Source organism: Chitinispirillales bacterium ANBcel5, from assembly GCA_029688955.1.
Lineage (GTDB): Bacteria > Fibrobacterota > Chitinivibrionia > Chitinivibrionales > Chitinispirillaceae > Cellulosispirillum > Cellulosispirillum alkaliphilum.
The window spans coordinates 36,008-52,928 of record JARUKZ010000030.1 but is presented as its reverse complement, the minus strand read 5'-3'; the positions used below and the strand labels follow the sequence as shown (position 1 = coordinate 52,928).

The 16,921-nt window shown below is 40.7% G+C and carries 10 protein-coding genes; 1 reads left to right on the top strand and 9 read right to left on the bottom strand.

Translation table 11 applies throughout. The features are described from left to right. Nucleotides 1-189: 189 nt before the first annotated feature. From QA601_14315 to QA601_14275, 9 genes are all read right to left on the bottom strand, one after another. Nucleotides 190-1,389 (bottom strand): MFS transporter, encoded by a 1,200-nt coding sequence (locus QA601_14315; protein ID MDG5816265.1) that lies wholly within the window; start codon nt 1,387-1,389, stop codon nt 190-192. A 434-nt stretch (nt 1,390-1,823) separates the two neighbouring features. Then, the gene (locus QA601_14310; protein ID MDG5816264.1) at nt 1,824-2,594 is read right to left on the bottom strand and encodes a class I SAM-dependent methyltransferase; all 771 of its coding nucleotides are present in this window, start codon (nt 2,592-2,594) and stop codon (nt 1,824-1,826) included. Between the two features lie 92 nt (nt 2,595-2,686). Continuing rightward, complete coding sequence (locus QA601_14305; protein ID MDG5816263.1) at nt 2,687-3,193, bottom strand: GNAT family N-acetyltransferase; 507 nt, start codon at nt 3,191-3,193, stop codon at nt 2,687-2,689. Nucleotides 3,194-4,270: 1,077 nt separating this feature from the next. Continuing rightward, nucleotides 4,271-5,530 carry an EreB family erythromycin esterase gene (ere(B), locus tag QA601_14300; GenBank protein MDG5816262.1) on the bottom strand — a complete coding sequence of 420 codons (1,260 nt, stop codon included), beginning with the start codon at nt 5,528-5,530 and terminating at the stop codon, nt 4,271-4,273. Between the two features lie 685 nt (nt 5,531-6,215). After that, on the bottom strand, nt 6,216-7,121 hold the full coding sequence (locus tag QA601_14295) for a hypothetical protein (protein ID MDG5816261.1): 906 nt from the start codon (nt 7,119-7,121) through the stop codon (nt 6,216-6,218). Between the two features lie 398 nt (nt 7,122-7,519). Continuing rightward, nucleotides 7,520-9,055, bottom strand: a complete 1,536-nt coding sequence (locus QA601_14290; GenBank protein MDG5816260.1) for a VRR-NUC domain-containing protein — start codon at nt 9,053-9,055, stop codon at nt 7,520-7,522. 592 nt (nt 9,056-9,647) lie between these two features. Then, nucleotides 9,648-9,830, bottom strand: a complete 183-nt coding sequence (locus tag QA601_14285; GenBank protein MDG5816259.1) for a hypothetical protein — start codon at nt 9,828-9,830, stop codon at nt 9,648-9,650. 582 nt (nt 9,831-10,412) lie between these two features. After that, nucleotides 10,413-11,309 (bottom strand): hypothetical protein, encoded by an 897-nt coding sequence (locus QA601_14280; protein ID MDG5816258.1) that lies wholly within the window; start codon nt 11,307-11,309, stop codon nt 10,413-10,415. An 879-nt stretch (nt 11,310-12,188) separates the two neighbouring features. Beyond that, nucleotides 12,189-12,371 carry a hypothetical protein gene (locus QA601_14275; protein ID MDG5816257.1) on the bottom strand — a complete coding sequence of 61 codons (183 nt, stop codon included), beginning with the start codon at nt 12,369-12,371 and terminating at the stop codon, nt 12,189-12,191. Between the two features lie 3,646 nt (nt 12,372-16,017). Between QA601_14275 and QA601_14270 the strand changes: the two genes are divergently transcribed. Further along, a complete protein-coding gene (locus QA601_14270) occupies nt 16,018-16,710 on the top strand; it encodes a 4Fe-4S binding protein (GenBank protein ID MDG5816256.1) in 693 nt (230 codons plus the stop codon). Nucleotides 16,711-16,921 lie beyond the last annotated feature (211 nt).

Here is a 16,921-nt window from a genome sequence, read left to right as displayed (position 1 = left end):
CCCTTAAAAACACAGTCCGTCCCTTAAAAACACAGTCCGTCCCTTAAAAACACAGTCCGTCCCCTTAAAAACACAGTCCGTCCCCTTAAAAACACAGTCCGTCCCCTTAAAAACACAGTCCGTCCCCTTAAAAACACAGTCCGTCCCCTTAAAAACACAGTCCGTCCCCTTAAAAACACGAGGCACTCATCAACCAACAGCCCTACCCCTCCACAAACCAAAACTCGCACCAATAACCCCAAGCAAAACTATAAAAAACCCTCCAGCAACCAGCTGAAACGACATATCACGGTCAAGAAAAAATCCAAGCAGTGGTGGACCTAACGCTGTACTGAACACCATCAGGGTACTAAAATAGCTCCTGATTTTACCCAGTCGTGAAACACCATACACCTCGGTAATTAAAGCTGTTTTCATCGTGTTTCTAAACCCGGTGGTAATCCCAAGCAGCGCATAAACAACGGGCAGAAGGGTATCTGTAGAGGTTACCGCAAGAAGAGCAACAGAAAAAAGAAGCGGAATTAAATAGATGGGGAAAAGTTTTACAGCACTAAACTTATCGATAAAATAACCGGAGAGAGGCATCGTCAACGCTCCAAAAGTCGAGTAAAACACAAAGGAGTAGGCGATTCTTTGCGCATCCCAGCCGTATAGTTCACCAATTACATACTGATATAAAAACAGTGCAGTTGAAAAGAAGGGAATAATGACTGTATTCACAGCAATAAGCCAAAATTCCGGTGAAAACAAAAGCCTTTTACCATCACTGGACTTTTGTGTTTTGGAACTGAATGATTTGTGTTTTGATACTGGTTCGTTTTTCATCAGCATCACTGATGGTAACACAAAGAACACAGCCGAAACACTCATAAACAGAAGCGTCGATCTCCAGCCCACATGTTGCAACAGAGGTACCGCAATCACCGGCAAAACAAACTGTGCTGCAGGATGACCTAAGGTAGTTATGCTTAATGCTTTACCTCGATTGAAAGAGAAATGTCGCGCGATTCCGGTTTCTGATGTATGGGTCATCAGTCCCTGACCAAGCCACCTTACTAAAAACAGTGCGGGAATAAAAGTATAAAGCGTACTAACCCTGGAAAGAATTGCAACAGCACTCACCAGAGCACAGGAAACGATCAAACCGAAGCGTTTAAGGCTGATTCGGTCGATAAAACGACCAAACACCGAAAGCATAAATGCCGAAAGCAGTGTCACCGAAGTATAGATCCCACCAAAGGAGGTATTAGTCAGGCCAAAAAGTTCTGTCCAGAAGGGTACAAAAAGGGAAATGAAAAAGGTCTGCCCAAATGAAGAAAAGAAATTGAAGAGAAAACCGAAATTAAGAAGCCTTTTGTTGCCAAATACAAAATAGAGAAGATTTTTCATACAAACTTTCTAAAAAAATTCCTTTCGCATAATTTGGGCTCAAATATACTTGTTTTCATTGCCGGATATTACATGCAATCTCTGCAACTTTTAAGAATTGGGTTTGAGATAAACGGTATTTGGGCTTATGATGAGCTTTTTTGGAATCAGAGTTATTCAAATCGGGGGTAACCTAAGTTCCTCTTTTCAAATCTTTTCCCGAAAAACGATAAACCACCCGAATTTGTAACATTTTTGGTCAAAAAATGTTCAATTGGCCTTATAAGCCGACTTAGCAATCCAAAAAAGAGTTCTAATAAGGCTTTCTAAGTGACTTAGGAGCCCAAAAAAAGAGTTCTTTTTTTCATTTTTCCTGCACATTTAAATACCACCAGAATATGCCGCGCTTTCAGCGCTTATTAAAAACACACGGACATCGTCTCCTTCTAACACTTTTACTTCTTAATTGCTCTGGTTGCGATAAAAGTGTTAATATATGGATCTAACAGATCTCCTCCAGCAGAGTCTTCATAAAATCCATTTATCATAAAACCAGCATCAACCTGACCACCGATTTGATCCTGCAATGAATGTCCATATTCCAGTGTTTCTTTATTTGCTATCTTTACTTCTAGCTGTTCTTTTGAGAGTTGTTCTAAATCGGAATAGGGAATCCGATGCCTTACTATAAGTTTATGATTTTCATCCCATTCATTCATATCAAAAATGTATGTTAATGGGTTGCTAAATCCAGCTAATAAAGTTCCGTCTTTCTTTAAAACTCTATAACACTCTTTCCAAACTTTATTTACATCGTCCATGAAACAGTTTGATACTGGGTGAAATATAAGATCAAAACTTTCATTAACAAATCTTGATAAATCACGCATATCTCCTTGCTCTATTTTGATAGATAATCCATCTCTTTTTGCGACCTCCATGTCTCTTTTAAGCTGTGATGGGCTATTATCAAACACTGTCACATCTGCTCCTGCAGCAGCTAGAACTGGTCCTTGTTGTCCTCCACCAGATGCTAAACATAATACTTTTTTTCCATCAAGTTTTGGAAACCAATCTAAAGGTACAGGTTTAGTAGGAGTCAAAACTACACTCCAAATCCCCTTTTTAGCATTTTCTATAATTTGTGAATCAACAGGTCTTGTCCAAATATTTCCATTCTCAACTTGTTGATTCCACGCCTCACGATTGTGCTTTAAAATATCCATAGATTTACCATCCTTTATAGTATCTAAAATTTTGCACCTGCCATATTCTTGCCTTCGTACAGTGGTTTTGACAACTTTGACCTTACATTATTTCATAGTTGTTTCTTTAACGCGACTATATTCGCTCCATCGTATCTTTGGTTTATATCAATGCGATAAGGTTGAAAACCATTCTTTATTGTTAGCATAAGCATAGGTAAGTTGTCTGCATATACAAGTGTTTGAATGGCTCTGTAGTTACTGTTTTTAGCATCTGCTATCGCCTTTTGTACAAGTTGATTTCCAATTCCTTGCCGTTTAAAATTCGGTTTAATGCCTAAGCCACAGATTTCAAATCCATTCAAAACATCTGCCTTTAACACTATTATTCCAATAACAATGTCTGTTTTAATTGCAGTAAAATATCTCATCTGGCTATCTTTGTTTAATCCATAAATCCATTCCTCCAGCATGCTATCAGAAAATGGTTGCCCTGTAAAACTCAGATATTTATGGTTTTCCGGGTTATTCCAAATCTCAGTATGTGCTCTTATGTATCTACCCTTATCTTTATCAGATGATTTATAATTTAGCTCAACGATTTCCAATTTTTTTTCCATCTGTTTGCTGCCTTATATAGTTTCTTAACTTACCTTCGTTTTCAAATTTCTTCTTACTTCCTCATCATCATAAGGAGGGTATTTTGAATGTAAAACTGCATGACGATTAGGGCATATTGTTATTATATCTTTTTTGGGATTGATTTCATTTTCTTATTTGTATATTAATATAGGATTGAGATAATGAACGTGAATTACCTTTTCTGCCATTTTTCCATATATCTCAGATAATTGCGTTGCATAGTTGGCACTTCATACCAAAATGTTCTATGCATGGTTGTTTGTCTGAAAACTGGCTCGAAACTTATATCCCCGCCAATTCTTATATTCATGTGCAAATAATTCTAATATTGATTACTGATTCAAACCATAATGGTACGTAAATATATAGATCACTCTTGTCCTTGTACTGCCTTCGGCGACCTACTTTCTTTCCAGGGCCAAAGAAAGTAGGCAAAGAACGCCCTAAGAGCCCCACACCGGCTCTTCTGTTCGTGATTTCGCCGGGGAGGGGCCATAAACTCGCGGACTCGATGGCCCCGGAGAAAAAGACCGGCGAAAACACTCACGAGCCGGTGATCGGGGCGGATCGATATCCCTAACATTTTCTCGTGGCGCTCACTTCCGTTCGCCCCTGTGTTATTTTATTTCCTTACCAATCAATTTAGGCACTTATACTTTGTCTAAATTATACCTATTAACTAATTACTCTCTTTATAAGTTTTTCTTATATTCTCTTCAGAAATGTTTCTTAGTCGCCATATTAATATATATTCCACAGTGTTCAGCTGCAATTTGGGGCGTACTCACCCTGCATGGCTGTGTTATGGGCTGTAGTTTGGTTCCTGCCATGGATGGCACCGAAGGTTTGCAACTATAATATGTTTAACCTATCTTAGCCCAGCTGTGCAAATTTTTGTGCCTGGCCTGTTATGCGTTGAATTACCGGTGCTCCTTTTTTCTGCATCTTGGATGCAAAGAAAACGTTTGGTGTTGTGCGTTTGTTAGCACACTCTTTCATTGGCTTCTCTCGCCATGGATGGCGATCTTTTTTTAACTGTTATACTGCCTATACAATTAACCATAAACGACCTCAGATACAGATGACTTTTCAATTTGAAATATTCCATCGAATGCTTTTTCAAGTTCTGTTTCCATGTAAATGGAATCAAATCGAATCTTGTTCGGAATGGATTGTACATCTCCAGGTATATTTCTAAAGGAGACAAAAGAGTTAGTAACTCCACAATCAGAAATTGCCTTCTCTACAGAACCTTCATTGGGTTCCTGCAATTGGAAGTTATCAACTCGAAAACCATATTTTGTATCAGCTTCCGGGTAGAGGGCCGCAGTATGTCCACTATAAGAAGTAATGCCTAAAGACATATAGTCATCACCAATGGCGTCTTTTAGTCTTTGGCCCATTGGTAGGCAACTTAGAAATCCATCATACAGAATGGGTGTTTTTTGAATATGTGCATTATGTGCAACTACTATCAATTTCTGCTCACTTTGTTGGTTATTTAAATGCCACAGCACAGAATCTGCCATGTATTTGTCTTTTGCACCCATATCGCCCTGCATTCCAGCTCCGGAAATAAAGCCCGCCATTGCTTGAATATTATAGTCCAGGTATATCATTCCGTTGATATAATGCAGAATAGTCTCATATTTTTTCTTTCCATATTTTTCAATGTGAATCGGAGCCATAGCTTCAAGGCGTACTTTTGCACGAGCTATTTGACAAGTTAAATGGCATTTATCAGAATCTGTTAGCTCATGCAATTTTAAGGCAGCCTGTGATGTGGAGAAGTAATCAATCTTTTTTGCAATATTCAGTGCATCATTGATAATGTGAAGTGCTTCTTTATCCGCTGTTCTAAAAAAGTCATGCACTATCTCTATATTTGGAAAGTATGAACCTCCATTTCTGGGTATGTCAATGCCAAGAAATGTGATTTTAGTCTTTGCTGCTTTATTGTAGTCTCTTAGCCATAGTAATGTGGTTTTGAGCTCTTCTGGATAATAGAAGTGTGTTAAGAATCTGTCTATTTCATCGTCAGTTCCCTGCCCATGTATCCAGTTATTGATGATATGCCCTTCAGCAAAACCAAATTCAAAAGCAAACGTTGTAAACCCAAGATCTTCGATGAAAAAACGCAAAAGGTTATGTCGTAACAAAAAGAATTCTTTTATGAAGTGCGAATTTTCACCTAATGCTACAACCCGGGTATTTCCTATTATTTTACTTAGTGGTTTAAAATCATCATTATTATCATCATGGTGATTCAGCTTGAAAGGAATATGTCTATCTTTGACCCATTCTTCGAACCTCATTATTTCTCTCCTGTATTCGTTTTCAATTACTCTGCTGCGCACGATGCGCAGCTCTTAATGCCAATACTCTCCGCGGGCTAATTGCGCACACAACATTTAAAGATTCTTTGTGAAACGCACCAAAACCACCACCTTTTACCACCCCTCTGCGGGTCATTTCACTAAGAACCATGTTGAACAGAGCCGCTGCTTATTCTACATTCTAACCCCTGTGCTATAAGGATTCGCTCTCTATTCTTAGCATGACAACCAATGTAATAATATAGGTAAAAGCCCCGGAAGTGTAAATGTTTTGCATAAACATTTTTTGGATTTAGTCAGATTGTCTCTGCTAATGTAAGATATTGGAGAAAAATGTGGTTTTAGCTGCCGATACGCTTAGTTTAACAGTCCACGAATACCAGAAATTACGACCAGCGGGAGTCAATCTTAGCGGAGCGTAGTATGGCAGGGTTGTTTGTCTAACGACTGCCCCCCCCGGAATCTCAAAAAAAACTCTGAATACATGTTCCTATAAATAATATTACAGATAGTGCCTGGCCTGAGCTATTCGTTCAACAGGTTCTTTCTGCGTCTTGAATGCAGAAACTTGTGTGTTGTGTTTTTTGTTCTGCTACCATAATGAATCAAATATTTTGGGTGCCTCTTTTTCCGCATGAGGTCTTATTCCTCTTCCGCGCGGGTCTTATTTCCTAGCAATCTCTAAAGCACTTATTCGGTTTATTAATTTAATTTTAAGTTGTTCATGACTTTCCCAGAGAATATGATTATATTGTCGAGTATCAAAATGAGCAGAATCGATATATTCTTGGTTGCAAGTCCAAATCACAGGCAAGCCTTTTCCCAAAGCATATCCAGCCTCAAAATATACTCCTCCTCTGTGTCCAGTAAAATCGGCTACTACTAATGCACACTTATTTATTTCTGCAATGATTCTGTCACAAATCTTCCCGTTGTGCTCAATATCATCAATTCTGATCGGATTATAGCCAGTTTCGATTAAAGCTTGCTTAATACCACTTTGCCAAACATTTTCCATTTTATTATCAAACCACATTGCAACAAAAGCGTTTTTATTTAAAGATTTGTCCTGTTTTGTTATTACTTTACTCCATCCTTTCATGGTAAGTCTATAATTAATCTTTTCACCCTTTACCTCTTCAACATATCCCGATTCAATAGCTTTACCTATCAAGAACCAGAATTCTTCTGAGTCTTCTGCAAAGGCTACGGAATAATCATTGTTAACAAGACTAATTTCGTCATTAATTTTTTTCTGTTTCAAAGACAAGTACTCTAATAACAGATCAATTTTATCGAATGGGTTATGAGGAAAACGAACAGACTCGATTACAGCATTAATATTTGTCATTGTTAATTCTACACTACTATTTCTTTCCGACAAATAACGAATAATTCCACTCATAAGATATGGCTCTATTGTGTTGGATGTAACTGAAACATTTAGAGGTCTTGAGATATTATATTGGCCACAAACAGGACATTCTATAAAATATCCATCTTTATTAGGAATAACTTCAGAATGGATAGGAGATGTTTTACATATTTTACATTCAGCATTAGTATTCATAATTATATCCTTCGGCTAATGTTATCATATTTTTCATAATCATTCTTCCCTTCCCCCGCGCTCCTATTCCCCCCATGCTCTTACTCCGGCAAAAAAACTGCTTAAAATCGAGATTTGAACAAAAAATAGGGCACAACGTTCAGCCGCATGCCGATGCTAGGCCTATAATCATTGTTAAATCATCTCCTGTTCAGCATGTTCTCGAACCTTGTTCAGGTGATAATATAAACCTACCCCCGGTATCATGGCAACTTTGGTATGCACCTGTTGAACAACGGGCCGAGGCAAATTGAAGTGCCGGGTCTATCATCTCGCCACTGCCCCTTGTTCTACCCGGCATTTGCGCCCGAAGCCGGCTTGCCTTTGTTGGTGGATGTGGGCCAGTATGCTACCATGCATCATTCTCCTGCGCCTCCCCCTGCACGACGCGGCCTACCTTGTTTTCTTCCGGTTCGTATTGCTGTTAGTAACAGGTCAAAGCCAATACGAGACATGAGCTTAAGAATACCTGAGCGTTCCACGATAGAGGCAAGCGCAGGACCGCGGGAATAGTAGACTCGCACGAAAGCCCTGCCTAAGAAGCTCCTGAGTAGAACTTGGTCCCGGAATTGCCGCAGTTGCACAACCTGTTCGCACTCATAACTCCCATATACGACAGTAGCCACGAAGCATCCGGATTTCTCTCGTTTCTCGTGTTGGTGAGGCGTGGTATCAATACTAATCGAAGAACCGCCGTAGTTATTGCGGTTTACCCTAACAATCTTTTGTCGATCTTTCTTTGTTACCTTCTTCACGCCGGTCATCATAGCTAAACCAGGAAAGGTGTCACCATCACCATAATAACTCAGCCATTTCCCGTCTTCATAAATCCAATCATAGTAGTCTTGACCACGGAATCCCCAGTTGACATCAAGTTGTGGATTAACTCTGTCGGGCAGCTTATCGACAATCTTCCGTATGTAGTCGGGGTTGAAGAGTGGGCAATAGGCAAGTTGAGCGATACGCTCTTCTAAATCGTGGCGAATGGTACCCTTATCGAAAACCCATTCACCCTGGTCTGTATCAACGTAGCCGTACTTTTCCCAGTGATTGTACTCAAGCTCGTTGAAATAGAAGTTTTTACACTGGAATGGATTGCGTTTGCCGTTTCCTCGATCAGAGACTTTGCACCAGTCATCAGAGGCGTGGTCTTCAGTTTTCTGCCTGTAGCAATAGAGAGAATTTCTCAGTGCCGTCGACTTGACATGTTCTCCGTTAATCTCGATCTTCTGAGACTTCCAACCACTTGTCAGATCAAGCATTTCATAGAGTATTTTGATCTCCTTCGTAGAAAAGACTGCTGAATGGATTGCTTCCTTTCCCTCACCCTCTTTGCTGTAGGAGGGCTGCAGTGAAGCGAACTGGATTGCATCATTCAGTTTCTTTGACGATGAATGTCCGAATGAAATTCGTACTTCCACTCCCTTCTTCTCTGATGCCTTCTTAAGGTTCTCGATCTGTCGTTCTGTATGATTGATCAGGACAAGCTCAACCTTCTGGTTCAGTTCAGTGGATAGGAAATCATGCCATTGTTTCTGTTTCTCCGAAAGCTTGTCTTTAGAACTTTTCACTTCAGCAAAAAAGAATTCTCCTTGTCGGAATACTATGAGGTCAGGAAGCCCTGCCCTGTTGTATGCAAAGTCTGCAATTAGTCTCTGGCAGATACCCAGAACAGTTGTCTTGTTGATGTAAGCAAGCGGAGCAACCAAAGATTCAATCGAGTATTTGTTCCAATTTTCAATTGGTCTGCACGGCTTATTCTTGTGCTTGTGAAACGCATCTGTTAGTTTTGCGACGATATCCGAATTCTCCAGTTCCCGTAAGCGGTTTTCAATGATCTGCCTTCTGCGCTGGTAAAACTCAGGTGAGAAGAAATCGCTTGGCATCCCGTTCATTTGAATAGTTGACGTGAATACGCTCTTGAATTTCTTATCTTGCGGATCAGGTTCAACTGATTCGCCATCGATTGACACGGAAACTGCTCCTCGGATTCTGGCAAATATTGTATCCCAGAAAAGTAGTGCCATGATTTCCCACCAATAGTCGTTTTCCGACCAAGCTGTCCCGTATCCCTCTTTCTGGTAAAGCCATTGAGCGTACTGCTCTGCAAAGAGCGGCCCCCTTTCCGACTGATATTGAACTTTCTGGTTTGAAGTGTTTTTGATTTCTGCTGCCGAAACGGTCTTGTGGGTAATCATAAAGCCTATCATTCTCCTTGCTTCTGAATCTCTCTGCTCATGCCCACACGACGTGGGCAGCTTTTTAGGGGTGCGCTATGAATCATACTGGTCCATTTCCACCAACGGGTCGCAGCACAGCCGAAGTGCCTGTGTTGCACCTGCGGCAGGCATTTTGGCTGTTTTCTGTCGTAATATGTTAATTTTTGATTCTTCAGCGCGCGTCTTTTTGATTTATTATGTATTATATATTGTCTATTTTAATGCAGTCGTCATTGCTAATAAACAGACAAAGTGAATAATAACTCTTTTAATCATCCCAATCTTCAAGTGCCGGATTCCACCACCTTTCATTTGAAATCCTCTTATATTTGCTATCAACATTTCTTTCGTAAACGGCTTTACATGAGTGGCAGTTATAAAATTCAAAATATCCGTTAATTTTTGTTTCTGATTCCCTATACATTTCGCCATTACAATACCTGCATTTCATACGATTCCTCATATTTGCCATGATAAGGTGTATTTTCTATTGACGTTAGTTAAACAAACAAATTGTTTACTTCAAATCTACAAAAATTTACACAACGTTTTTGCATAAAAAGATACCTATGCAGTACCTTCTCCCAATTTTTTTTTGCATTCTGATAATCATCTGAACTATACCAATTTTTAGCAATCTCTAGACTTGGAAACACTATAGTTACCATTTTTCTGTAATTGTTTCGCCTTCAAAATTGCGTTTTTACCACCACGAACCATAATTGGACGGTTATTCTTTAGAAATGTTTGATGGAGTTGCCTTCATATATTATTGATACTGTTCCATCTGTATTTTTAACTTTTACGATTATATACCCAAGTGTTGCGTATGATCGGCGGTGTCAGCGCCATTTAGCCCGCAAATATAGCATCGTTTGTTTGTTTCTGACATAGTATAAGAACTTTCAATTTAAGACGCGTGATTAACATCTTCTTGTTTTTTAAACTATCCAATTATTATAGCAGCATAATTGACCTTGCCTAACAACCTAACCGCATTGCATAAACAGAAATGCAAATACGGTTAGATGTACTATTTGCGATCCTCGGTGAGCACCTGACCACCACTTGATGGCTTAGTCGGAGGTGGCTTTGGTCGACTCTGTGGAGATGAAGCAGGTTTATATTTACGGTTACGATTAGAACTATCTGAGTCAGTCATTAACACTCCTTTTATTGTGTATGTTTTTTTGCCCCTGAGGTAACTGGCATCCCTCCGCTGCTCTTTTTTGTCGGTGCCGGTGTCGCCGATCTTGTTGAAGACTGCCCCCCTGAGCTCGCTTTTGTTGTACTGGGTTTGGCTTTGTTCGCCATTCTTACCTCCTTGTTGGTTGATAAGTGTGTAAGACAATTGAACTGAAACTGTAGAAATGAAAAACAATCCGATAAGAAATACTAACTGCCCGATTTTTAACCATTTGCCTTTTTTTTCATTAATACGGTAATTTTTCTTTGCAATATCTAACAAGTGCTCAGCCATGTACCTATCATATACTGTTGAATTGGGTTCGCTATCATCGATTTGATCAGATTCACCAATTGTATCCTTTTCAATAATATCAAGTACATTTATCGTTCTAAAATCAGAACGTGCACGGAGAGCAAAGAAAAGTAAGAATACAGATAACAGTAAAAAGCAAACGCTCAATAATACAGATGTAAAGAATACACACCCAGAATTGATTGGAATTGAAAGTTGTGTCAATAATACTGCAACACCAGTAAAAAATAGAGTAAGACAGCCTGTTGCTGTGACCAAGAACCAATTTGCTTTTTCATCGATATCCTTTCTGCCTGAAATGCTTTCTTCGAAATATTTCATCGAAAAGGATAGTATTTGGCTAATAAGTACAGGGTTGTTAAGTCTTAGCCTTTCTCTTATTTCATTATTAGTAGGTTCGGGCTGTTTTAATGAACTTTTTTTACTCATTAGGATAAATCCTTTTGCATAAATCAGCTATCAAAAATTTTAGAATGATTTTGCCGCCACGACGGCGTGCGCCACTCTTTCTTTTATTCTCTTTATTTTTCCTCGGCGGCTATCAGTTTCTCCTATGCACTTATGTTGCTTTTGAGTAATTGTAATTGAAGTTGTTAGCGCAGCTCTCCCGTTCTTTGTTCTTCATGCAGCGGAATATTTTGGCAAACTCCTACGTAGTAGAAACAATTTCTGCTATATTTGCCTTATCCCACTTCCGTCTATGCACCCAAAATCGCTACTTTTTTTCCCCTAAACTTTCGTCTATCGTCTATCACCCTAAAACAGGTACATATCAGAAACTCTCACATCCTCGACATACTCTCATTTCACTTTTAAGCACTTACTCTCTTAACACTCATATTAGCCATAACCCGCAAACATCCCTAACACATTACATCTGCAATTTTCTCACAAATAACCCAAAACCGAACTCTCAAGCTCACAAAACAAAAGACTGGCTCTATCTAAAACAGTAGATTGTGGAATATGAAGGTGTGAAAGGAGCATATGGGCCGTAAACTGAAAATGTGATAGTGACAAGTTCTCTATATAAGTTAAATAAATAATAGATTGAAGCATTGCAACAGCTTACATGTCACCGCGCAACTTTTTTGGGCTTCAATGGGATTTAAGTGTCAGAATCGTTCCGTCTACAAGAAGTATCCGCTCAGGTACTATGTAATGCAGCTCTTTTTACAGTTCAATCAGTGATCACCATTTTCATTGTAGCTCAGGGAAATTCTCATCCGGGTCCCGAGACACCACGGTGGAGTTTTGTATATGGTAAAAGGCGCTGTGCTAAATCCGTTAAGAGTGGGACAAGCGTTATCAGGAAGGCTGGACAGTCCAAAATTTGAGAAACATGGGTGATTTTGTGAGAAACACTACAGAAACAGTGAGAAACACCCCCTGTGCGTTGAGAAACACGGCCCGTGCGGTGAGAAACATGCCTATTCTTCTGAGAAACATGCCTATTCTTCTGAGAAACATGGTATGTACGGTGAGAAACATACCCCTTTCAGTGAGAAACATGCTCAAAATCGGGTAAATGGGGCATGTTTCTCACTGTTTAGGGCATGTTTCTCACTGTTTAGGGCATGTTTCTCACTGTTTGGGGCATGTTTCTCACTGTTTAGGGCATGTTTCTCACTGTTTGGGGCATGTTTCTCATTGTTTGGGGCATGTTTCTCATTGTTTGGGGTATGTTTCTCACTGTTTGGGGTATGTTTCTCAGTGCATGAGGGTTTGAGAGAATGTTTGGAGCTTCGACAATAAAGGTCGCCCATTCAGGGCTCTTTGGTCACCGTGATGTTTCCCCAGGGCGATTGCCCTGGGCTTTTAATGGAAACCGCCCTGTTCAGGGCTTGCTTCAGTGGTAGGAAAAATGGTTTGTTTTGGAAAAGTTATTTCATCTTAACTGAAGAAAACAAAGGGACAGAATATCCCGCGCTTTCAGCGCTTATGAAAAAGATCAAAACCAAACGATCGATTTTTTCTGTGTGCATTAGTATTATGAATGATCGTAAAAGATATGGATCTATAGCAGGAATGTTATTCCAGTTCCCTTCCTTCCCGCGATCATAGCCCAGGGGTCCCCCCAAACGGATCCTTTCACGCTTTAAAATAGCTATGAGCTATGAGCGTTGAGCAAGAAAAGGGGAAATTTTTTATTTCCTAATCTCTAATTAGTACACATGTTGTCGCCCTGGCCTCCGTAGCTTCCGCGTAGGAGGCCCATAAAAATCCTTTTTCCCACAAATCTCGATAACAGCATCAAATATCCCGCGCCTGCACCCGGGGCTGCGCCAGAAGACTGGCTTACCCCGGGCTATTATATCCCGCGCGTTCAGCGCTTATGAAAAAGATCAAAACCAAACTCCATTTTCCCTTCCTTCCCGAGATCATAGCCCAGGGGTCCCCCCAAACGGATCCTTTCACGCTTTCACCAATGACGCCCGGGGGTGACCCAGTCTACCGCCTTTAGCCCCATAAAAATCCTTTTCCCACAAATCTCGATAACAGCATCAAATATCCCGCGCTTTCAGCGCTTAAGAGGGAGATCAAGGCCAAAGAAAGTATCATCTACAATAGAAGCCGCCCTGTTGAGCAGGAAAAGGAAAAGAGAAAACTGATTGTTTCCGTTTTTTTTTCCATTTTCTTTCCCAGGAAAGTAAAAACTACCCGAATTTATAACGTTTTTGGTCAAAATTCTGTTCAATTGGCCTTAAAAGGCACTTAGGAACTAAAAAAGGGTTCTGATTTTGGCTCCTAAGTGACTTAGGAATAAAAAAAAGGGTTCTGATTTTGGCTCCTAAGTGACTTAGGAATAAAAAAAGGGTTCTAATTTTGGTTCCTAAGTGACTTAGAAATGAAAAAAAGGGTTCTAATTTTGGCTCCTAAGTGACTTAGAAATAAAAAAAAGGGTTCTAACGAGGCTCCTAAGTGACTTAGGAATGAAAAAAAGGGTTCTAATGAGGCTCCTAAGTGACTTAGAAATAAAAAAAAGGGTTCTAATTTTGACTTCTAAGCGACTTAGGAATGAAAAAAAGGGTTCTAACGAGGCTCCTAAGTGACTTAGAAATGAAAAAAAGGGTTCTAATGAGGCTCCTAAGTGACTTAGGAATGAAAAAAAGGGTTCTAATGAGGCTCCTAAGTGACTTAGGAATGAAAAAAAGGGTTCTAATTTTGACTTCTAAGTGACTTAGAAATCAAAAACAGAGTCCAATTTACTTAACATTATGAAGTAGAAATAAAAAAAAGAGTTGTGATTTTCATTTCTAAGCGACCAAGGAGTTAAAAAAAGAGTTCTGATTTTCATTTCTAAGCGACCGAGGAGCGAAAAAAGAGTTGTGAGTTTCATTTCTAAGTGACCGAGGAGCGAAAAAAAGAGTTGTGAGTTTCATTTCTAAGTGACCGAGGAGCGAAAAAAAGAGTTGTGAGTTTCATTTCTAAGTGACTGAGGAGCGAAAAAAAGGGTTGTGAGTTTCATTTCTAAGTGACCGAGGAGCGAAAAAAAGGGTTGTGAGTTTCATTTCTAAGTGACCGAGGAGCGAAAAAAAGGGTTGTGAGTTTCATTTCTAAGTGACCGAGGAGCGAAAAAAAGAGTTGTGAGATTCATTTCTAAGTGACTGCGGAGTGAAAAAAAGGGTTGTGAGTTTCATTTTTCCTGCATATCCAAATATCACCAGAATATCCCGCGCTTTCAGCGCTTGAGATCTTTTTTCGCGCCTGCACCCGGGGCTGCGCCAGAAGACTGGCTTACCCCGGGCTATTAAATTGCGCGCTTTCAGCGCTTATGAAAAAGATCAAATTCCAAATTCCATTCCCCCTTCCCTCCCACGGATCCCTACACGCTTTCACCATTGACGCCCGGGGGTGACCCAGTCTATCGCCTTTAGCCCCATGAAAATCCTTTTTTCTAAATCCAAATCTCTTACTCTCCAACAAATGTTACGCACTTTCAGTGCTTGGGATCTTTCTTTGCATCAATACCCGGGGTTGCGCCAGAAGACTGGCTTACCCCGGGCTATAGTATCACGCGCTTTCAGCGCTTATGAAAAAGATCAAAACCAAACGATCGATTTTTTCTGTGTACATTAGTATTATGAATGATCATAAAAGATATGGATCTATAGCAGGAATGTTATTCCAGTTCCCTTCCCTCCCCGCGATCATAGCCCAAGGGTCCCCCCAAACGGATCCCTACACTCTTTCACCAATGACGCCCGGGGGTGACCCAATCTACCGCCTTTAGCCCCATAAAAATCCCTCTTTTTCCCACAAATCTCGATAGCATCAACGAATATCCCGCGCTTTCAGCGCTTGGGATCTTTTTTTTCACGCCTGCACCCGGGGCTGCGCCAGAAGACTGGCTTACCCCGGGCTATTAAATTGCGCGCTTTCAGCGCTTATGAAAAAGATCAAAACCAAACTCCATTTTCCCTTCCTTCCCGAGATTGAAGCCCAAGGGTCCCCCCAAACGGATCCTTTCACGCTTTCACCATTGACGCCCGGGGGTGACCCAATCTATCGCCTTTAGCCCCATAAAAATCCTTTTCCCACAAATCTCGATAACAGCATCAACGAATATCCCGCGCTTTCAGCGCTTGGGATCTTTTTTCACGCCTGCACCCGGGGCTGCGCCAGAAGACTGGCTTACCCCGGGCTATTATATCCCGCGCCTTCAGCGCTTATGAAAAAGATCAAAACCAAACTCCATTTCCCCCTTCCTCCCCGAGATCATAGCCCAAGGGTCCCCCCAAACGGATCCTCCCACGCTTTCACCATTGACGCCCGGGGGTGACCCAATCTATCGCCTTTAGCCCCATAAAAATCTTTCCTTTTATCTTTAATTAGTAATTATGATACCGCCTTTAGCCCCATAAAAATCCTTTTTCCCCCAAATCTCGATAACAATAACGAATATCCCGCGCTTTCAGCGCTTATGAAAGTTCAAAACCTACGCAAAAACCACGGAGACCAGGCGTTGCATATGCAACACATCCTGTGCACCTTGCAACACCAAATCGTTGCACTACAGATCCATACCACACCCAAAAGCACCTCACTTCGCCTCCTTTAAAGGTGGCACAGTCATTGCATATTTGCTCCGGTCACAATAATTTAGCTAAACCAGCACTCCAATCAGGAAAAAACAATGAAAAATCACTACCTCAATTACCTGCTTATACACAAAAAACTACTGCTTTCATCAATTGTAATCGTAACACTGCTCGCAGCATGGAGATACCCCCTCATTGGCTACACCGTGCCGGTAGTGATGATCACAGGAATAGTGGTCAGTGTGTACAAAGGGCGCTATGTCTGTGGCAATCTCTGCCCGCGGGGCGCGTTTTATACTGTATATCTCTCAAAACTCAGCAAAAACAAACCAATACCCCCGCTACTAAAAAACCCGGTGTTCAGATGGTCGGCTTTTGGGCTCATGATGGGCTTTTTTGCTGTCAGGGTTATTCAAAGCGGAGGAAACTGGTACAGTTTAGGGATACTGTTCTGGACAATGTGCGCGGTCACCACCGGAATAGGAATTGGCACCGGCATCCTCTTTAAACCACGCACCTGGTGTGCGTTCTGTCCCATGGGTACACTTCAGAACGCTATCGGCGGCCACAAGGAACCCCTCAAAGTGAGCCAAAGTTGTGTGAACTGTAAGCTGTGCGAAAAAAAGTGTCCCCTTGAGCTGCCCATAGCCAAATACAGGGAGCAGGGCGTATCATTGGAAAGGGACTGTCTCAAATGCAATGTATGCGTAGCAACCTGTCCTAAAAAAGCTCTCTCGTTTGATAAAAAATTGCATAAAAATAAAGAAGAACCAGTTATGGTATCCTGATTTAGAGTAGTATTATTGTAAACTAATTCAAAACGTTGTTTAAGGTTACCTCAGCACAGAGGCAAAACCCCTTTTTTAAAAAAGGGCTGTTTTCTGCCTCTTCTTATTTCTATATTTAGATACTCAGGCAGAACCGAAACACTATATCCATTCTCCCCGTTCCTGTCATTTCAAGGTTTCGCTTACAAAAACCGTCGCGACCCAATGGATA